Annotated in this window: 17 protein-coding genes and 1 tRNA gene; 7 read left to right on the top strand and 11 right to left on the bottom strand. The window is 67.4% G+C overall.

Annotation, left to right across the window (positions count from 1 at the left end; all coding sequences use genetic code 11):
* Window positions 1–27: 27 nt before the first annotated feature.
* Genes C3E78_RS18715 through C3E78_RS08620 form a run of 3 tightly spaced genes read right to left on the bottom strand, consistent with a single transcriptional unit; the run spans window position 28 to window position 1,865 of the window.
* On the bottom strand, window positions 28–159 hold the full coding sequence (locus C3E78_RS18715; protein ID WP_268916172.1) for a hypothetical protein: 132 nt from the start codon (window positions 157–159) through the stop codon (window positions 28–30).
* On the bottom strand, window positions 156–875 hold the full coding sequence (locus C3E78_RS08625; RefSeq protein ID WP_108577903.1) for an ABC transporter permease: 720 nt from the start codon (window positions 873–875) through the stop codon (window positions 156–158). Before C3E78_RS08625 ends, C3E78_RS18715 begins: the two co-directional genes overlap by 4 nt.
* 51 nt (window positions 876–926) lie before the next feature.
* Window positions 927–1,865 (bottom strand): ABC transporter ATP-binding protein, encoded by a 939-nt coding sequence (locus C3E78_RS08620; RefSeq protein ID WP_235833775.1) that lies wholly within the window; start codon window positions 1,863–1,865, stop codon window positions 927–929.
* Between C3E78_RS08620 and C3E78_RS08615 the strand changes: the two genes are divergently transcribed.
* Window positions 1,786–4,761 carry an ATP-binding protein gene (locus C3E78_RS08615; RefSeq protein WP_424922764.1) on the top strand — a complete coding sequence of 992 codons (2,976 nt, stop codon included), beginning with the start codon at window positions 1,786–1,788 and terminating at the stop codon, window positions 4,759–4,761. The genes C3E78_RS08620 and C3E78_RS08615 overlap by 80 nt on opposite strands.
* Before the next feature lie 529 nt (window positions 4,762–5,290).
* On the top strand, window positions 5,291–5,596 hold the full coding sequence (locus C3E78_RS18290; protein WP_135804932.1) for a hypothetical protein: 306 nt from the start codon (window positions 5,291–5,293) through the stop codon (window positions 5,594–5,596).
* 177 nt (window positions 5,597–5,773) lie between these two features.
* Here C3E78_RS18290 and C3E78_RS08605 read toward each other — a convergent pair whose 3' ends face one another.
* Together C3E78_RS08605 and C3E78_RS08600 are read right to left on the bottom strand one after the other, a co-directional pair.
* Complete coding sequence (locus tag C3E78_RS08605) at window positions 5,774–6,301, bottom strand: nuclear transport factor 2 family protein (protein WP_135804933.1); 528 nt, start codon at window positions 6,299–6,301, stop codon at window positions 5,774–5,776.
* A gap of 164 nt (window positions 6,302–6,465) precedes the next feature.
* On the bottom strand, window positions 6,466–7,071 hold the full coding sequence (locus tag C3E78_RS08600) for a TetR/AcrR family transcriptional regulator (RefSeq protein ID WP_108577900.1): 606 nt from the start codon (window positions 7,069–7,071) through the stop codon (window positions 6,466–6,468).
* Window positions 7,072–7,363: 292 nt separating this feature from the next.
* Between C3E78_RS08600 and C3E78_RS08595 the strand changes: the two genes are divergently transcribed.
* A complete protein-coding gene (locus C3E78_RS08595; protein WP_108577899.1) occupies window positions 7,364–8,113 on the top strand; it encodes an SDR family oxidoreductase in 750 nt (249 codons plus the stop codon).
* Between the two features lie 523 nt (window positions 8,114–8,636).
* On the opposite strand, the gene C3E78_RS08590 is transcribed toward C3E78_RS08595, so the two are convergent.
* Window positions 8,637–9,704 carry an alcohol dehydrogenase catalytic domain-containing protein gene (locus C3E78_RS08590; RefSeq protein ID WP_199906974.1) on the bottom strand — a complete coding sequence of 356 codons (1,068 nt, stop codon included), beginning with the start codon at window positions 9,702–9,704 and terminating at the stop codon, window positions 8,637–8,639.
* A gap of 564 nt (window positions 9,705–10,268) precedes the next feature.
* A complete protein-coding gene (locus tag C3E78_RS08585) occupies window positions 10,269–10,874 on the bottom strand; it encodes a TetR/AcrR family transcriptional regulator (protein ID WP_159085847.1) in 606 nt (201 codons plus the stop codon).
* Between the two features lie 95 nt (window positions 10,875–10,969).
* Here C3E78_RS08585 and C3E78_RS08580 point away from each other — a divergent pair, with 95 nt between their 5' ends.
* Together C3E78_RS08580 and C3E78_RS08575 are read left to right on the top strand one after the other, a co-directional pair.
* Window positions 10,970–12,373 carry an MFS transporter gene (locus C3E78_RS08580; RefSeq protein ID WP_108577896.1) on the top strand — a complete coding sequence of 468 codons (1,404 nt, stop codon included), beginning with the start codon at window positions 10,970–10,972 and terminating at the stop codon, window positions 12,371–12,373.
* A gap of 183 nt (window positions 12,374–12,556) precedes the next feature.
* The gene (locus tag C3E78_RS08575) at window positions 12,557–13,630 is read left to right on the top strand and encodes an alkene reductase (protein WP_199906973.1); all 1,074 of its coding nucleotides are present in this window, start codon (window positions 12,557–12,559) and stop codon (window positions 13,628–13,630) included.
* A 393-nt stretch (window positions 13,631–14,023) separates the two neighbouring features.
* Here C3E78_RS08575 and C3E78_RS08570 read toward each other — a convergent pair whose 3' ends face one another.
* Both C3E78_RS08570 and C3E78_RS08565 read right to left on the bottom strand, forming a co-directional pair.
* Window positions 14,024–14,653, bottom strand: a complete 630-nt coding sequence (locus tag C3E78_RS08570; protein WP_199906972.1) for a nucleotidyl transferase AbiEii/AbiGii toxin family protein — start codon at window positions 14,651–14,653, stop codon at window positions 14,024–14,026.
* On the bottom strand, window positions 14,650–15,171 hold the full coding sequence (locus C3E78_RS08565; protein ID WP_108577894.1) for a helix-turn-helix transcriptional regulator: 522 nt from the start codon (window positions 15,169–15,171) through the stop codon (window positions 14,650–14,652). Before C3E78_RS08565 ends, C3E78_RS08570 begins: the two co-directional genes overlap by 4 nt.
* A gap of 295 nt (window positions 15,172–15,466) precedes the next feature.
* On the opposite strand from C3E78_RS08565, the gene C3E78_RS08560 reads away from it, so the two are divergent.
* Window positions 15,467–15,880, top strand: a complete 414-nt coding sequence (locus C3E78_RS08560) for a hypothetical protein (protein WP_108577893.1) — start codon at window positions 15,467–15,469, stop codon at window positions 15,878–15,880.
* A 953-nt stretch (window positions 15,881–16,833) separates the two neighbouring features.
* Here the strand turns inward: C3E78_RS08560 and C3E78_RS08550 are convergent.
* Both C3E78_RS08550 and C3E78_RS08545 read right to left on the bottom strand, forming a co-directional pair.
* Window positions 16,834–16,918: transfer RNA gene (locus C3E78_RS08550), tRNA-Leu, on the bottom strand.
* Between the two features lie 227 nt (window positions 16,919–17,145).
* Window positions 17,146–18,426: a DUF445 domain-containing protein gene (locus C3E78_RS08545; RefSeq protein ID WP_235833777.1), complete on the bottom strand. Its 1,281-nt coding sequence runs from the start codon at window positions 18,424–18,426 to the stop codon at window positions 17,146–17,148.
* A 120-nt stretch (window positions 18,427–18,546) separates the two neighbouring features.
* On the opposite strand from C3E78_RS08545, the gene ypfJ reads away from it, so the two are divergent.
* Window positions 18,547–19,452, top strand: coding sequence for a KPN_02809 family neutral zinc metallopeptidase (gene ypfJ / locus C3E78_RS08540; protein ID WP_108577891.1), 906 nt, complete (start codon window positions 18,547–18,549; stop codon window positions 19,450–19,452).
* Window positions 19,453–19,454 lie beyond the last annotated feature (2 nt).

The following is a 19,454-nucleotide window of genomic DNA, read 5'->3' as shown; positions in this document are numbered from 1 at the left end:
CTTCCTTTCTCGTTGATCTGCTGTCGGTCAGCAGTCGACTGCGGCCACGTCGGCGTGGCCGCTCATGGCTGGTGCCATTCGGTGGTCCTCGACGTCGCCCGGCTTGGCACTGACCTCACCCAGCTCGTAGCGTCCGCCCAGGACGCGACGCGCGCTCATCGGCGTGGCTCCCAGCGGAAGAACTGGACGGCCAGCGAGATGGAGGCGCCGACCCAGGCGGCTGTCGGCAGCAGGAGCGGCAGGGAGTCGCTGAGGGGAACCCCACCTTCCCAGGCATTGATGACCAGCTCGGTGGCCGCGCCACCAGGAATGAGTCGCTTGACGTAGGCCAGGTCCTCCGTGCCGGTGATCCCCACCCAGCTGGCCACGACGATCACCACCAGCGACAGCGGCAGCGTCGTGACCTGGGCGTGCTCGGGTGAGTTCGTGAGCCCCGCTGTGGCCAGCGCGAGCGCGCCCATCATCACCGTCGTCGCCAGGACCGCCGCCACCAACAGCGGGATCTGGTCCGGGCCGCTGACGACCACACCGAACACGGCCATGATCACGCCCACCTGGATGAGCGCCATGACGGTGAGCGGCAGCAGCAGCCCGAGCAGGATGTCCGGGTCGCTCACGGCGGTGGAGCGCAGCCGCTTGAGGAACAGGTCCTGCCGGCGGGAGGCCAGCGTGGTCACCGCGGTGGTGTAGAGCCCCAGCGCAAGCACGACGAACATCACGATCGCGGGGATGTAGCCGAGGGTCCCGAGATCGGCGAAGGACTCGTGCTGATGGACCACGTACGCGCTGAAGGCCACCGGGATGACCAGACCGGTCACCAGGACCAACCGGTTGCGGAAGATCTGGATCAGCTCGCTGCGAGCGATGTCGAGCATGGGGGTTCCTTTTCGTGGCACGGTGCTGCGGTCGTGGAGCGGGTCGTGGGCTCAGGCGGCTTCGAGGGCACGGAAGACGTCGTCGAGGCGGGTCGGGCCGGCCTCCAGCTGCTGCAGCTCGACCCCGGCGCGGTGCGCCCACTCCAGCAACCGGTGCAGGTCGCCCTGCAGATCGAAGGTCTCGACGTGGAAGCTGCCATTTCGCGCTCCAACGATCGGCGGTTCAGGGGACCCCGGAGGCAGTGCGAAGCTGATCACGGAGGGCAGGGTCTGCGTCAGCTCGGCGACGGTGCCCTCGCGGCGCAGCGTTCCTCGGTGCATGAGCCCGATGCGGTCGGCGCGCTCCTGCGCCTCCTCCAGGTAGTGGGTGGTCAGGACGACCGTGGATCCCTCGTCACGCAGCCGGTCCACGGCGGCCCAGAGCGCATCACGCGATCCGATGTCGAGGCCGGCGGTGGGCTCGTCGAGGATGAGCAGCTCTGGCCCGCCGAACACGGCCGTGGCGAAGTCCAGCCGGCGCTTCTCACCACCGGAGAGCTGGGAGACCTGGGTGCTGCTCTTGCGGTCCAGGCCGGACAGCCCGATCACCCGGTCGACGTTGTCGCGCCGCCCGCTCAACGTGCCGATCAGGCTCACGGACTCCCTCACCGTCAGATCGCGGGAGAACCCGCTCTCCTGCAGCATCATGCCCATCCGCGGACGCACCGCACGCCGGTTCTGCGGGCTCTCCCCGAACACCCGGACTGTGCCCGAGGCGCTGGGGCGGTGACCCTCGATGACCTCCAGGGAGGACGTCTTGCCGGCCCCGTTCGTGCCGAGCAGTGCGTAGAGCTCGCCGCGTCGCACCTGAAAGGACAGGTCGCGGACCGCCGTGAAGTCGCCATAGGCGACGGCCAGGCGGTCGACCTCGATGACGGGAGAGTCGGTGATGATGATGGCTTCCTTTCGGATCCGCTTCCGGTCGAAGCGGTGCGGGCGGCTGGCTGACATCAGGCTCCCCCGGGGCGCGCCGACTTCGCGTCGGTACAAATCCCTTAGGCGGGTACGGTGCGGGCCGGTGATACGAACAGGCTGTAGCGGCGATTTCACCGGTAGGCCACAATGGGCGCGTCCTGACCTCGCACGACGGGAGCCCCCGGTGCAACTTCTGGGCCGACGCGCCGAGCGCGAGGCAGTCGACCGGCTACTCGCGCAGGCACGGGCAGGGCACAGCGGCGCCCTGGTCGTGCGCGGAGAAGCGGGAATGGGCAAATCGGCCCTGATGGAGCACGCCCGCGAGACCGCAGCCGCAGCCGGCTTCCGGGTGGAGGTCTCGACAGGCGTGGAGTCCGAGACGCAGTTCGCCTTCGCCGGCGTCCACCAGCTGTGCGCACCCATGCTGGACCGCGCGCGCGAGCTGCCCGAACCGCAGCAGGACGCCCTCGCGGTGGCGTTCGGGCAACGTCACGGAGCTGCGCCCGAGAACTTCCTCGTGGGCCTGGCCATCCTCAACCTGCTGGCCGAGGTCACCGAGGACGGCCCGCTGCTGTGCCTGGTCGATGACGCACAGTGGCTCGACCAGGCATCGGCGCAGCTGTTGGCGTTCGTGGCCCGCCGCCTCGGGGCCGAGCCGGTGGCGCTGGTGTTCGCGGTGCGCGACTCCCCCACCAACGACGATCATCCTCTGACCGGCTTGCCCGAGCTGTGCCTCAGCCGACTCGGGGAGGTCGACGCACGCGAGCTGCTGCAGGCCGCAGTCCGTGCACCGCTGGACGACCGCGTGCGCGACCGGATCGTCGCCGAGGCCCGTGGCAACCCGTTGGCACTGCTCGAGCTGCCCCAGGCTGCACCCGTGGCGCAGCTGGCCGGCGGGTTCCAGATACCCGAGGACGCGCTGAGCGTCCCTCGCCGTGTCGAGGACAGCTTCCGACGCCGCTCCGCCAGTCTGCCGGCCGACACCCGGCTGCTGCTGCTGATGGCAGCGGCCGAGCCGACCGGGGAGGCCGCGCTGCTGTGGCGCGCCGCCACCCACCTGGGCATGCCCCACGAGGCAGCGGCACCTGCTGAGACGAGCGGGCTGCTGGAGATCCGCGCGCGCGTGCGGTTTCGCCATCCACTCGTCCGCTCCGCGGTGTACCGGGCCGCCAGCCCGCCGGACAAGCGCCGGGTCCACGGCGCGCTTGCCAAGGCGACCGACCCGCGGACCGATCCCGACCGGCACGCCTGGCACTACGCGCAGTCCTTCAGCGGGCCAGATGAGGAGGCCGCGGCGGGGCTGGAGCACTCGGCGGGACGGGCGCGCGCTCGCGGGGGTGCGGCTGCCGCGGCCGCCTTCCTGCGGCATGCGGCCGAGCTGACCCCTGACGCTGCCGTCCGCGCGACGCGGGCACTCGAAGCCGCGTACGCCAGCCACAGCGCCGGCGCCTCGGACGCTGCTTTGGAGCTGTTGGCCAGCGCCGAGGCCGGGCCACTGGACGCCCTGCAATGCGCCAGGATCGAGCTGCTCCGCGCCCAGATCGCGTTCCACACCACACGCGGGAGCGAGGGGGCCACGATGCTTCTCGACGCCGCTAGGACGCTGGGTCCGCTGGACGCGGCACTGGCACGCGAGGCCTACGTGCAGGCCCTCGAGGCGTCCTTCCACGCCGGTCGCCTCTCCCGGGGCCGCGGATTGCGGGAGGTGGCCGAAGCAGCAGCCCAGGAAGCGCCTCCCCCGCCGACGCCGCCCCGGCCGGTCGATCTGCTGCTGGACGGACTGACCACGAGGTTCACCCACGGGTACGAGGCGAGCGTTCCCACGCTGCGGCTGGCACTCGAGGCGCTGTGCCATGACGACGCCGCGCCTGACGAGGACAACGGCCGATGGCTGTGGCTGGCCTGTCACGTCTCGGTGATGCTGTGGGACGACGAGTCGTTCTTCGCACTGGCCAGCGGCGCCGTCCGGAACGCCCGCGAGACAGGGGCGCTGTCCGCACTTCCCGCTGCGCTGAATGCCATGTCGGTCGTCCTGGTACTCACCGGCGAGCTCTCACGTGCCGCCGAGCTCCTCTCGGAGGATGACGAGATCTCGCGGGCGACCGGTGCTCCTCCGCTACCGAACGCCAGGTTCATCCTGGCTGCCTGGCGCGGACGGCAATCCGAGGCCACGGCCCTCAACGTGGCGGTCGTGGCGGATGCGACCCGGCGGGGTGAGGGCACGACGCTCGGCTCGAGCGAGGTCTCCATGGCCTACCTGCACAACGGACTGGGCGACTACCCCGCAGCTCTCGCCTCGGCCACGCCATCGTGGGAGCACGATGACTTCCCACACTCCAGTAGTGCGTTGCCCGAGCTCGTGGAAGCGGCATCCCGTGCCGGTGACCTGGAGCGTGCGGCCGGCGCGCTGGAGGAGCTCAGCTCCCGGGCCCGCGCCAGTGGGACTGAGTTCGCGTTGGGGCTTGCCGCACGCTCACGTGCGCTGACCACCGTTGGTCCTGACGCGGAGGTCCACTACTGCGAGGCGATCGAACGACTCGCCCGCTGCCGGATGGCCACCCACCTCGCCCGCGCACATCTCGTCTACGGCGAGTGGTTGCGCCGCCAGGGCCGACGGCAGGACGCCCGCGAACAGCTCCGCACCGCGCATGACCTGCTGTCCGCCATGGGTGCGGAGGCGTTTGCCGCGCGCGCTGCTCGTGAATTGCGCGCCACGGGCGAGCATCCCCGCAAACGAACCGCCCGGCCGAGCGACGATCTCACCGCGCAGGAGCTGCGCATCGCACGACTCGTGGCCACGGGGGCGACGTCCCGGGAGGTCGCCGCGCAGCTGTTCCTGAGCCCCCGCACCATCGAAGCCCACCTCCGCAACATCTTCCGCAAGCTGGACATCACCTCCCGGCGACAGCTCAGAGAGCTGCCACTGCCCTGACCAGCCGCGATCCAGCCACCACCACCCGTCGACCACGACCTTGCGACTCAGTGGGCGATCCTTGCCTGACGCCTGAGCTTGACGTTGCGTCCAACCGGACGTGGACGTGATCGTGGTCCCAACGTCCGCCAATGCAAAAGTGGCCCCGACTGCGTTTCCGCAGTTCAGGGCCACTATCGCTTGTGTGTCCGAGGGGCGACACGGTCAGTCATACCGCTCCGCCATGCCTGATCCGGATGCAGGCATGTGCACGCGAGTGATGTCTGGCGCCGATCCACTTGCACTCGAGGCGCCCCAGCGGATGGTCGTCGGCGAGCTCGGCACACACCGTTGCCCACTGGCCGCTGTAGAGATCGAGCGGGGTCCTCATCGGTCGTCTCCGCCGCGTCGTAGCCGGCGATGCCGGCGAGTGAGCGCTCGGCGAAGGGGGTCTGATTCTTGCCTCGCTCCCCTGCAGAGGCAAGCAACCCCCTTGTCTGGCTCGATCGTCCGACAGGTCCTCGCCGCCCGTGCCGTCGGGATCGAGCCCGTGAGTTCCAACAGGGTTCCGGCGGTCTGCCCCCGAAGCAGTGCCCGCCGTGACGATCCGCGATCGATCGAGCCGCCCGCATGGGCCTGGGAGCAAGTCCTCGACAAGGTTGAGGTGGTCCAGGTCCAGTTTCATGTCCTCGACGCGCGGACGCCAGAGGTCCTGCCGGGATTGCCCGTGGATCGCAGCGAGGTCCGGGTCACCAGCCCGGAAGTGAAGGCCTTGGCCCAACGACTCCAGCAGGTGGGCTTCGGGCCGGTGGGACCGAACAGCACCTACGCCTTCAACAGAACGTCGGCATCGTGAACGATCACGTCCAGGACTGCCACGTCGCCGCCTGATCTCTCGGCGCTAAAGACCAGGCGGCGCCTCAGATGCCGCTTCGCCGGACACCCGCCGCGAACCACGTGGGGTGCCGCACATGTCGCAACGCACTAAACGTCGAGGCATGTACGGCACGAACAACTCCTCAGCTCTGGTCGCTCAGTCCCACCGCAGGCGGTCGGTGTCTTCGGTGAGGAAGTCGGGGTCAGCGTAGATGTGCAGCCTGGTGATGAGCTCCCCAGCGAACTCGAAGACGTTGCAGTAGCGGCCTTCGCTGCGCGGGTGCGCGGGCCACGGGCGACCGTCTGCGGCTTCGCCCGCTTCGAGGCCCTCCACCACCAATCGGCTGCCTTCCGCCGTGAAGACCATGGTGTCGACGTCGTGCCTGAAGAACTTCTGACTCCTCAGCAGCCCGCCAGCGAGCTCGGCGAACTGCCCCGGACCACGGGCCGTGCCGTACTTGGGAAAGAACACTCGAGCGTCGTCGGTGAACATGCCGGGCAGCGAGCCCTCCTCCCCATCGACCAGTCGGAAGTACTGCTGGGCGAGCTCGACCATGCGCTCTCGGGTCGGTGATGCAAGGTTGGTTTCCATACCGATCAGCATAGACGTTTTTGGTGGGTCGATCCACAATGTCAGCCGCTCCCCCGATGCCGTCGCTGGCGATATCCGCAGAGCAATGCGCACTGGTTGCCCACTACCGCCGCGGCGGAACGAGTTCGGGGTGCGGTCCGGATTCTCTCCAGCCAGTCGGCCACCGGCCCCAGCGCGACGAAGGAAGCACGCGGATCGTGCTCCACCCTTCCTGTTGATCGGGCGGTTGGCGTAGTTCGCGTCGACGGTCGGCGTGTTCAGCTTGCCGGGGTGAGGGCGAGCTCGAATGCCTTGAGGGCGATGTCGGCGGACTGTTGCAACTCTTGATGGGTGGCGCCGGCGGCGGCATGGACGGCTTGACCCTCGGAGAAGACCATGACGAAGCGGGCCAGGGCTGCGGGATCGGAGTCGGCAGGCAGGTCGCCGTCGTTGCGAGCTTGGGTGAGTCGTGCGGCGAGTGCGTGCTCACCGGCGAGGCGGCTGCTGGCGAGGAACTGGGTCACGGTGCTGTTGGCGGGGTTGGCTGACAGGCCGCCTTGGATGGACAGACACCCTCGCGGACGGTCGGATCTGGTCAGCGCGGCAGCGTTGCGATCGAGGTAGTCGCGGACGACCTCTAGTGCGGTGGGTTGCTCGAGGGCGTCACCAAAGTAGGCGAGCTCGCGTTCGGCGTAACGCCGTACGACCTGCTGGAACAGTTCCTCCTTCGTGCCGAACACCGCGTACAGGCTTGGCTTGTTCACCCCCATCGCCGCAGTCAGCTCCGAGATCGTAGTGCCTTCGTAGCCCTGCTGCCAGAACACATCCACGGCACGATCCAGCGAGGCATCAGCATCGAAGGTCCGTGGACGTCCGCCCGCCATGCCGCCCCCTTCCTTGGTCTGTGATGCAGCCATCATACCCCGGTTTGAGACCGATCGGTTTGAAACTTTGCGCCGGGCGTCTCGATCATGCTAGGTTCGCGTTATTAACCGTACGGTACCAAACGCCGAGACAGCAGGCCTTCGTCCTCGATACCGACCCGTACCCCCGGCGTCAGCGACCGCGTCATCCCGACGTTGACCGCAGACTCCGACTGAAACCCCTTGACCGCTGGCATTCGAGGCCAGCCGCACCCAACAAATCACCATCAACCGCAAAGGAAGAAGCATCATCATGGGACAACTGGACAACAAGACGGCCCTGATCACCGGTGCCACCTCAGGCATCGGTCTGGCCGCCGCCCGGCGTTTCGTCGATGAGGGAGCGCACGTCTTCATCACCGGCCGCCGCCAGGCCGAGCTCGACAGTGCGGTTGCAGCGCTGGGTGAGAACGTCACCGGGATCCGCGGTGACGTCGCCGATCTCGACGACCTCGACCGGGTGTTCACCACCATCGCCGCACGTGGGCAGGGCCTCGACATCCTGTTCGTCAACGCTGGCGGCGGCGCGTTCGCCACCTTGGAGGAACTGACCCCCGAAGGGTTCGACGAGACCTTCAGAGTCAACGTCCGCGGCACGGTGTTCACCGTGCAGCAGGCACTGCCCGTGCTCGTCGACGGCGCATCGGTCGTCATCGCCGGCTCGGCAGCGGCCAGCAAGGGCAACCCGGCGTTCGGTGTCTACGCCGCAACCAAGGCTGCGCTGCGCTCGTTCACCCGCACCTGGGCCGCCGAGCTCGCCGGCCGCCAGATCCGGGTCAACGTGATCGCACCCGGGCCGATCAACACCCCGGGCCTCGCTGGTCTGGCACCCGACCCCTCCCAGGCCCAGGGTCTGCTCGACATGCTTGCCGGGAACGTGCCACTCGGACGCATCGGGCTCCCCGATGAGATCGCCAACGCGGTGTTGTTCCTGGCCTCGGACCAGGCCAGCTTCGTCACGGGCACCGAGCTCTTCGCCGACGGCGGCCAGGCCCAGCTCTAAAGCAAGAGCATTTCCTATCGATCTCCGCGATGAAGTGGTCGCCCGCTGGGGCGAGGCGATGACGCGACCGGCGTCCCCATCGGGGCGCCGGTCGCGGTGACGTGCAGGGCCTGCTGGTGCAGTGACCACGAGCGCCGTCAGGATGCCCAGACGCGATGCTCTTGACTCGAGTGCTCGTCTGCCCATCGCCGGGCTTGCCCTCAGCCACACGCGGTTGTGCCAGACACCCTAGAAGCAGGTGGTCCTGCGTCTGGGCAAACCGCTGCCGCGGTGATGCGGTCTCGATCGGGATCGACACCGACCGCGTGGTCGGCCAAGCCTGTCAGCGTCCTCGGTCCATCCTTCGCTTGCCGGCCGGACAGGGGCCGTCGAGCCGCGTCAGGCGGCCACCGCGCGAGGGACCGCGGTCAGCGCCAGTTGGAAAGAGACACGTGACGAACGTCGGATACCGCGAGGCCCGCGATGGCCTGGGTCACCTCGTCCGCGCCGGGGATGCCGAAGTCCATCACGTTCGTCACCGCCGTCAGGCGGGCTGCTCGGTCGGGCTGGTCAGCAGGACGGTGCCGACCTTGCCGGGACGACCGACCTCGTCTACTGCGTTCGCGAAGTCCGCCAGGTCATAGCTCGCCGCGACCCCGAACAGGTCGGGCCGCGCCTGTGCCGTGGCGAGCGCGAAGGCCACGTCCTCGCGGCGCAGCTCGGCATCCAACCGACCCCATCGCCCGATCGACACTCCGCGGGTCCGCAGCTCGCGTCCGACGACGTCCGTGGCGCCCAGCGAGACGGAGGACCCGGAGAGCCTTCCGTAGCTGATCAGGGACCCTCCGTCGGCGAGACCGGCGAGCAGATTCGTCGCCAACGCGCCTCCGACAGCATCGAGGACGACCGATGCAGGTTCTCCCAGTGCGTCGCGCATCCGGGCCGGCCAGTCGGGTTCAGAGGTGGAGATAGTGGTCAGCGACGGGAACCGCTCGGTGAGCGCACCAGCGCCGGCGGCGCTGCGGACCAGGTTCACCAGCGGAAAGTCGTGCCGTTCGGCCGCGGCGGCGATCAGCCGTCCGACGGAGGACCCCGCCGCCGTCTGGACGAATGGACGCGGCGTTCCGGCCCACGCCTCATCCAGGGCGCGCAGCAGCATCTGCATGGTCAACGGGTTGACCAGCATCAGAGCCGCGGTGGAGTCATCGATCTCGTCCGGCACTGGCACCACAGCCGAAGCCGACGCGATCACGTGCTCGGCCCAGGCCCCCGGGACCGGGAAGAACGCCACTCGTTGCCCCGGCTGGAGGTCGACCACGTCGCGGCCGACGGCCACCACGACGCCTGCCCCGTCGAAGCCCGGGATCCGGGGTTTCCCTGCTGACCCGGCCGGACCCCCTCCACCGGTGATGCCGAGGAGGTCTCCGGGATGCGCCGGTCGGACCGTCACCCGGATCGAGACTTCTCCTGGGCCCGGGGCTCCCACGGGGGGCAGCTGGGCGAGCCGGAGCACCTGGCGCGGGTCGCCGTGGTGGTCATGCACCACCGCTCGCATCGGTCCTGTCACTTCGCCTGTCATCCCGACCTCCATATTTTTGATTGGATCATCCATAACGCTACTGAGTTATGGACTGAACCGTCAACTATGGGCAACCCTGGAGGGCTGGCCAGACCGAGAGAGTTCGACGAGGCGGCGGTTCTCCACGTCGCCAGCGCGCAGTCCTGGACCAAGGACTAGGCGGGGACGAGAAGGACGCGATCGCCGCGGACGCGGTCGCCGAATGGCTGAGCGTGCCGGACGCCGAGCAGCTCGCCGACCTCGTCCTGGCCGTCCTCCAAGACATCGAGGCCTGGGCAAGCCGGGATCGACCCCGACCGGCTAGAGAGCGCCGACCAGACCGCCATCGTCCTCCTTCCCCGGACCTGAAGGGCGAACGGGACGGGTTCTGGATGCAGACAAGTTCGCCGACCCGTCGCTGGCGGGTCGAGAACGGTTGGCTCGCCCTCAGTTAAAGCTTGACCTCGTGCGCAAACGACGGCCCCAGCACATAGGGGACGGTGCGACCGAGTGGCACGTGCTCATCCTCCCTGACTCACAAGGAGGCGGCAGCCAGCCCGGGACGGCTCAGTCCTTCGGCGACGTCGACGAGCTGGCTCCGATCTGCGTTCGTACCGCTCAATTCTCAGCGTGGATCGTGAAGGCCCGGCTCAGCCCATCGATGGTGCTCGACTTCGCCTTCTCGAACTGCCCGTCGTCGAGACCGGACTTGCGGAGGAACTCGACGCCCTGCATCGCGACCAGCAGCGACAGCGCGGCCTCCTCGACGTTGACGTCAGGGCGCACCACCCCCTGCGACTTCGCTCGGGTCAGCGCCGTGGCGAAAACTCCGAGGATCTCGGTGAATGTTCGTCGCGATGCGTCGTGGACCTTGTCGTCCAGGCGCGACAGCGCGGCTGCCGAGTCGGAGAGGTAGCACCCGTCGCGGGTGAGACCTATGCGGCCGTCGTCCTCGAAGGTCACGGCGGCCATCAGCCACGCCCAAGAGTCACTGGCGGCTTCTTCGCTCTGCGTGAGGCCGGTCAGCTGGTTGCCACAGTAGTCGCCGAGGGTGCGCACGAACAGGTCGCGCTTACTTCCGAAGGCTCCATAGAGGCTCTGCGAGCCGACTCCTGTGGCCTCGCAGAGCTGGGCCATGCTCGTTCCCTCGTACCCGTGGTGCCAGAACTGGTTACGGGCCGCCTCGATGACCGTGTCCTCGTCGAACTTCCGTGGTCGCGCCATTTTGCCATCATAGGTCATTTTGGAGTGATTAGCCAGAAATGGTGTAGTGTCCCTGCTCGTCCCCGCCGCCGTGGCCATGGCGACCAACGGTCGAGATGGCTGCCCCGCTGCAGAGAGCGACCACGAACTATGAAGCGACTTGTCCGCAAACGCGCCCTCGTCAGATCGCCGATACCGTCATCCACCTTGCCGCCGACGACATGACTTCCGCCTCCACCGGGTCATCTGCCAACTCGTTCCTGACGCTGCCGGCGCTGCTTCTCGCGGTGTTCGTCGTGCCGCTCAACGTCGCTGGCACCGCGACAGCACTCCCCTCGATCGCCGGCGATCTCGGTTCCGACCCGGCCACGCTGCAATGGGTCGTCAACAGCTTCAACGTCGCCTTCGCTGTCTTCACCTTGGTGTGGGGAACGGTGTCGGACCGGGTCGGCTACAAGCCGACCCTCCTCATCGGGGTCACGGGCACGATCGGGGGGTCCGTGCTCAGCGCGTTCGCCCCGAACCTTCTCGTGCTGGACATCGGCCGCCTACTGGCTGGCGCCGCGGGCGCCGCCATCGGCGTGTCGGTGACAGCGATCATCTCGGGCGCCTACGAGGGCGCGGCGCGCACCCGGAGCTTCGCGCTGCTCGGCACCATGATCGGCGCAGGGCTCGCCCTCGGACCCACCATCGCCGGGCTGCTCACGGCTGCTGTCGGATGGCGCGGGGTGTTCGTCGCTTTCGGTGTGGCGTTGCTGCTGCCGCTGCTCCTCCACGGCAAGGTGCCCTCCGTCCGGCATGACCGCCAGGCCGGCGCGCGGATATTCGACGTGCACCTGCTGCGCAACGTCCGCTTCATGTCGATCGTGCTGCTGCCGGTGATCCAGGCTTGCGGGTACATCGCTCTGCTCACCTACCTACCCGTCGCGCTGAGCTCGGTCTACGACCTCGATCCCGGCGCGACCGGACTGCTCATGCTCGCGATGACCGCCCCAGTGCTGGTCGGTCCGACCCTCGGCGCACGCATGGTCGCGAAGATCCCCAAGTCCACGATCTTCACCCTGTTCTACATCTGCATCGCGCTCATGCTGATCGGCAACGCCGGGATGCTCCTGGTAGCGACGACCGCGCCGGTCTGGGTTCTGATCATCCCGATGGTCATTCTCGGCTTCTCCTTCGGGCTGCCACTCGGGTTCGTCGACGGCGCCGCCCTGGCCTCCGTGCCGCCCCACAGCAGCGGTGCCGCCGCCGGAGTCCTCAACTTCATGCGGCTCGGCTCCGAAGCGGCCGTCGTCGCGGTCTACGCCCTGACAATTGCGGCACTGGTTAGCAACCGCATCTCCGATGACCACCTCGCCCAGGAAGTCGCCTCCGGGCTGCCCGGGCACGGCGCCGACTACATCCCCGCGTTCATCACCGCACAGATCGCCATCCTCGCGGCCGTGGCCATCGGCCTCGTTGCGACGATCGCGATGCATCGCGCCGTGAATCGAGCGCACCCCATGACAGCCGCACAGTAGGCGTCTTCCGAGAGACGCGTCGTCCAATCTTCGCGCTCACGCAGGGATACCGCAGACATATTGGTTGGTCGACCAAAAACCATGTTACGGTTCTGACCGAGGCCGTGTCCGCCGCCCACCGACGAGGCGTGAGCGAGCAGTGCCGAAATGCCTGTCCCGTCCCGTCCACGAGAGAAGACCTCTGTGACCACGTTGTTCGATCCGATCCAGCTCGGCGACCTGTCCCTGCCCAACCGCGTCGCCATGGCGCCAATGACGCGCAGTCGCGCGGGCGACGGTGGTGTTCCGAGACGGTCTGCTGCCGAGTATTACGCGCAGCGGGCCAGCGCCGGCCTCGTGATCACCGAGGGCACCCAACCCAGCCTGGCCGGACAGGGCTACTTCGACACCCCTGGCATCCACTCGGACGAGCAGGTGGAAGGGTGGCGTGCCGTCACGGATGCCGTACACGCTGCCGGCGGAAGGATCTTCGTCCAGCTGATGCATGTCGGCCGGCTCGCTCACCCTGACAACAAGTCAACTCACGACACGGTGGCGCCGAGCGCGATCGCGGCTGCGGGCGAAATATACACGCGCGGCGGCATGAAGCCCTTTACTACTCCGCGGGCGCTCGCGGAGGCCGAGATGCCCGCGGTAGTCGCCGAGTTCGTGCACGCGGCGAAGCAGGCGGTCGCAGCGGGCGCCGACGGCGTCGAGGTCCACGGTGCGAACGGCTACCTCCTGCACCAGTTCTTCGCCCCGAGCTCCAACAAACGGACCGACGCCTACGGCGGCACGCCGGTGAAGCGGGCGCGCCTCGCAATCGAGGTCGTCGAGGGCATCGCGGCAGCGATAGGGCCGGAGAGGGTCGGCATCCGCATCTCGCCGTCGATCAACGCCCAGGACGTCATCGAGGCGGACGCCGAGCAGACCGCGACCACGTACCGGACTCTTGTCGACGCGATCGATCCTCTCAGTATCGCGTACATCTCGTATCTCGCTGACCCGCGGTCTGAGCTGATCCGCGCGCTCGTGGGTCGCTTCGGCGGCGTCACGATCGCCAACGACGGTTTCAACGAGGTGACCAGCCTCGAGTCCGCTGACGCGATCGTCGCCGGGGGTCTCGCCGATCTCGTCGCGGTCGGACGCCCGCTGCTGGCGAACCCCGACCTGGTCGAGCGCTGGCGGGTCGGTGCCGAGCTGAACGAGGCAGACAGTGACACCTTCTACGGCGGCGGCCGTCAGGGGTACACCGACTACCCGCTCATGTCTCGCTGAGCTCGTGTGATCGGTCGAGCGTCCCGCAGTTTCGCGTAGCGTGGACGGCAGGCGTCTCAGCGCGCTTCCACCGGGCCCGGCCGCGCCGTACGCTCCCGGCGACCATCGGCTGGGACCCGGCGCGAATCGAGGCGGCGAAGCCCCGTCGAGCCTCGCCGACCGACGCGACGGCGCCGATTACGTCCAGTGGGATGCCCTGAGCGCCGCAGCGGGCCGACTCGATTGCATGACGCAACAGGCCTCGACCGATCGGTCGAGGCCTGTTGTGGTATTTGACTGCAATCGCAGTATCTTTTGCGTGTCTGAGGGGCGACACGGTCACTAGTCATACGCCTGCGATTGACCTCATTCGGCTGCCCGCACGCGTGACCATCTATTCAGCTCAGGGGCTCGTCAGGGAAGTTCTTCGACCCAATTCCTGAAGAAGGCACGTACGACCGGGACCTCGTCCGGGGCCATGGGGAACTCATCGTCATCGAAACGTTCGAGCGAGCCCATCATCTGGACCAACACGACCGGGTCAAAACCGGGATCCGCGGCCGCCGCCTCAGCCAGGAGGGCCTCTTTGCCGAACCGTTCAGCGAGCCGGTAGACATCGGCGAAATCTCTGACCTCGGCACGCCCGAACAAGGCCAGCATCTTGCGTCCCGCCAGCTCCAACGGCGCGAGCGTCGGACCAAGGATCGTGAGCTCTGGAGTCGAGGAAGGCGGTGAATCCAGCGCCAAGTCAACCAGCACCTCATCGTCTCCAGTGACCGATAACCGGCAGAACATCGGATCGTCATGGATGATCGTCGCGGTCCAACCGCGCTTGTGCAGCGCGCGGAGTAGCGCGTCCTTGGCGGGTGCGACAGACACGATGGGTGAGCCAGCGAAGAGGTCAAGATCTTGAGTCGGTCGCGTGATGAGATCCGAGGCCAGTAGCGCCGCACCGCCAGCCACGACGTAGCCCGCAGACTCGTCCAACTCGAAGAAGAGCCGGGACACCGTGACCTGGAAACCAGTCAGCCCCTCCCCCGTCATGCGACCACCCGAACTGCTTCAGGTGCCACCACCGGCGACCATGCCGCCCTCACATCAGCGGGCAGCACCAACTCGTCCCACAGATCCATCAGGAGTAGCCCATCGACATAGGCCAGGAGATCTTCTGGGCGTCCCTCGCGCAAGACAATCTCGTACACCCGCGCCCGTTGGCGACGGTTACGAAGATCGAAGATCCGGCCACGGTCCGACCAGTTCAGATGCAACGGAAGCTCCACCGCAGCGAAGGCGACGGCAGCATCGAGTCGTGGAAGCCGCGAAGGGACCGAGATCGTCCGGCCGCGACCAACGGCATGCTCGGTGAACACGATCCGCGGCATCAGACCCAGATCGAAACCAGCCGCCGCGACGATACGGCCCGCCGTCGCCAGGCTCGGCGACTTCCGGCCATGTTCGTACGCCGACAACGTTGGTCGCGACGTGCCGGCACGAAGAGCAAGCTCGCCCTGTGACAAACCGGCGGCGCGGCGGGCACGCAGAAGCAGGGATGTGGTCAACACATGTCTAGCGTACCCAATCGGATACCTCTTGCGACCAATTGGAACAGAGGTCGCGCTGACGCCAACCAAAGTCTGGGCATACCCCTCAGGGGCAGCAGAGGTCAACGGCTCATGGGTGGATTGGACCCAGATGTTCGAACACTCACAACTCGCCTAAGCCGACCAAGCAATTCACACATCAGTGGAACAAAGCCTGCGCCCCAGGGACATTCCGCACTCAGTCTAGGATCATCGTGAAGTGGAAAGGGAACACCTCCTACTCAGACTGGATGTATTCGGATGCTGCGACTAACCCATGCTGACAAGAATTGAACTCCAGCGCAGCCTGGAGCACCAACTCACACAGCTAGCGGAGGTTCGGGGTCTCTCCGTTCTTCCGACGGCCGCCGGCAACGAAGTTGTTCTTTTGTGCCGGCAGGAGGCGTCCACCCGCACAGTAGTCCTCCGCTTCGCGGAAGATGCGATTTGGATCAACTTCGGACTGTCCGCGTCCGCGTCGATGGTGGTGGAAGACGAAGACAGCGTTTCTGCTGTGATCGATCTAGTCGCCGCGATTCTGGACGGCAATGCGTGCGAGTACGTGTTTGTCGACGATTCAGCGCGCATTCGAACAGTTGGATGGCGAATCAGTGGCATCACAATCGAGTTGGCAGCGAGGCCAGACACGACGGAAACTCCGCTCGAGTTCAGGGTTCCTGCCTTTACATAGTCGACTCGCGTGCGCGACACGCGCATCTGACGGTCGAAGTCGACCTCGCGTCCCGGATCGCGAGGTAACCGGTTAGGTGTGAACGATCCGCGTGTCGGAGGTTGGCCGGCCTCGATCAAGATCGATAGTCGCTGGACCCTGATCTCTTTCGATTCGGAACACTCGTGTCTCAACTTGCTCGATACGTGGTTGACGACCGATAGGTGACGTGATCGGCCCAGCCCGGGTCGATCACGTCACCTTTCCCTGGTCGAAGCCTTCGGATTCGCGCCGCGACGGCCGTCTGGACAGGTTGCGAAGGCCGCCGTGTCAATGGCGCCAACTGAATTCAACATCTTGCTCCGAGGACGCAGTCGCGTCGCTAGACGGTCTTTGACAGATCGTTGGCACCTTCTCATTAGATCCTCCGCCCTCCACGATGGCATCGACCGGGCGGCCGAAGATCCGCGTGCCACGGATCTCGAGGCCGTCGAGAACTCGGATCTGGGACAGGTACCGCGTGCGCTGCCCCGGCGACAGATCCACGATCTGGCGTACGTACTCCTCACCCACAGCGGCGAAGCTCGGCGGATGGCTGTACCGCTCGTCTTCGCGGGCGAGGACGAATCCTTCGCCCTTGACCCACCCGTCTGGCCAGTGTCCGCCGGCGGCCTCAACGATTTCTTGAAGCCCTCAGCGCGGGCTTGATTCTGCGCGTCAGATCCCGCGCTGAACGTCTCCTCCTGACGAGACGCTCCGCGGCTACCACCGAGTCGCCAAATGACCCTCGCCGAGAGTCCGCCGTCTGCTCTGTCCCTGTGCTCAATCCATGCCATGGTGATGCTCCTCTGACCCTCGTTAGGTGTCATCGGCGCATCCCCAGAAGCCACATGTGCCGCCATGGTGCCGCCACGGCCGCAAACGCAAAGTGGCCCCGACCGCGTTTCCGCAGTTCAGGACCACTTTTCCTTGGGTGTCCGAGGGGGGACTTGAACCCCCACGCCCGTAACCGGGCACTAGCACCTCAAGCTAGCGCGTCTACCATTCCGCCACCCGGACATGCACCCCGTTTTCGTGGGGCGCGGTGCAGCACTGAACTCTAACAAACACTCCTCGAGGCTCCGAATCGGGGCTCCCCCGCGCACTCACGCGGGCGCCAAGACCCCTGCGATGGCAGTGCGTCCCGTGCTGCTGTCCACTGTTCGAGGGGCGTCGCCCACAGGCCCACACGGGTTTATCCACAAGTTCTCCACAGGTGTGGGTAACTCTCGACTACACGTTGAGGGTCAGAGAACCGTCGAGATCGCGTGGATCACGATGCCGGCCAGGCCACCGACCACCGTGCCGTTGATGCGGATGAACTGCAGGTCGCGTCCGACGTGCAGCTCGATGCGGTCGGCGGTCTCCTTGCCGTCCCAGCGGTTGACCGTCGCCGAGATGACCGTGGCGACCTCGTGGCCGTAGTTGTTGACCGCGTACGACGCGATGTCGGCGATCGTGGTGTCCACCCGCTCGGCCAGCGTGGGGTCCTCGATGAGCCGGTGCCCCAGCTTGTCGATCTCCTCGTTGGCGCGCGTGCGCAGGAGACCGGTCTCGTCGCCGAGCGAGCCGATGAGCGCACGGCGCAGCGCCTCCCACAGCTGCACGGATGTCGTGCTGAGACGTGGCTGGGACAGCATGCGTTCCTTGAGCCGCTCGAACCGCTCCATCGTGTCGGGGTCGTGCTGCAGACCCTGAGCCAGGTCGCCCAGCCAGTTGTCGAGCGCGAGGCGCGCGTTGTGGTCCGGGGTCCGACCGATGTCCGCGACCCACTCCACGACCTGCTCGTGCACCCAGGTCGCGACGCGCCTGTCGAGCCACTGCGGCGTCCACGACGGGGCGCGGTTCTCGATGAGGGCGGCGACCTCGTCGTGGTTGTGCGCGAGCCACCGGCTCAGCTCGTCCACCGCGAGGTCCACGAGCCCCCGGTGCGCGTCGTCGCGGAGCACCTCGTCGAGCAGCTGCCCGACGACGGGACTGAGCTCCTCCTCCTTGAGCCGAGGGATCAGGGCCTCCTGGACGACAGCGGCGACGTCGGACTCCCGCACGTGGGACAGCGCATCGGCCAGGATGCGGGACCCCTCGTGGACCAGGCGCTCGGAGTGGCGGCCGTCGACGAGCCACTCCCCCACGCGTCGGCTCACCCCCGCAGAACCGATCCGTTCGCGGATCACGTCCTCCTTGAGGAAGTTGTCCGCGACGAACTCCTGCAGGCTCTCCCCCAGCGACTCCTTGCGCTTGGGGATGATCGCCGTGTGCGGGATGGGCAGGCCCAGCGGGTGGCGGAACAGCGCCGTCACGGCGAACCAGTCGGCGATCGCGCCCACCATCGCCGCCTCGGAGCCCGCGTTCACGTAGCCCAGGAACCCCGAGTCGTGGTCGCGGGTCAGCACGTAGATCACCGCAGCGATGAGCAGCAGGGAGAGGGCGAGCGCCCGCATCCTTCGCAGGCCCCGCAGACGGGCGGCGTCCCCGTCGGACATCCCCTCGGGCATCGCAAGACTGGCAGCGGCATCTGTCGAGGTCACACCGCGACAGTAGTCCCGTGCGGGCACGTCCGCGCTGCGTAGACTTCCGGGCATGAACGAGCGCCAGCTGGGGGCATCTCCCGTTTCCGTCCGAGCCGGCCGACCCGCGAGGGCCACGTCGTGAGCTTCAACGAGGGCTCGAACCTGGACACCAGCCAGGTCACCGGCGGTGGATCCCGCGGCGGACTGGCCATCGGTGGCGGCATCGGCGGCCTGGTGATCGTCCTGATCGGCGCGTTCCTCGGCGTCGACCTCACCTCCCTCGGCGGCAGCGCCACGGACCCGTTCAGCACGAACCAGGTCCAGCCCGGCGGCAGCACGTCCGAGCAGTCCTTCGACCAGTGCAAGACCGGTGCGGACGCCAACCGCGACGACACCTGCCGCATCATCGGCACCGTCAACAGCGTGCAGGCGTACTGGCAGGACGCCCTGCCGAAGGACGTCGACCGCCAGTACCGGGCCGCGAAGACGGTCATCTACTCCGGCTCGACCCAGACCCCCTGCGGCACGGCCTCGAACCAGACCGGTCCGTTCTACTGCCCCAGCGACGAGCGCATCTACATCGACGCCAGCTTCTTCGACGAGCTGACCAGCCGCTTCGGCGCGGACGACGGCGCGCTGGCCCAGGAGTACGTCGTCGCGCACGAGTACGGCCACCACGTCGAGAACATCCTCGGCTTCCTCGCCAAGGGCCAGGACGGGCGGACCGGCGCCAAGAGCGGGGGCGTGCGCATCGAGCTCATGGCCGACTGCATGGCCGGCGTCTGGGCGAACCACGCCGCCTCGACCACGGACGACCAGGGCAACACGCTGCTCAAGCCGCTCACCGAGCGGGACATCCGCTCGGCGCTGTCCGCGGCGTCCGCCGTCGGCGACGACCACATCCAGGAGGACCTCGGCGGCGGCACCGTCAACCCCGAGACCTGGACGCACGGGTCGAGCGAGTCGCGCCAGAAGTGGTTCCTCACGGGCTACGAGAGCGGCACGGTCAACTCCTGCGACACGTTCAGCACGAACGACCTCTGAGC

It is taken from the genome of Aeromicrobium chenweiae (assembly GCF_003065605.1).
GTDB lineage: Bacteria > Actinomycetota > Actinomycetes > Propionibacteriales > Nocardioidaceae > Aeromicrobium > Aeromicrobium chenweiae.
The sequence above is the reverse complement of the archived record's forward strand: the minus strand, read 5'-3'. Positions and strand labels throughout refer to the sequence as shown.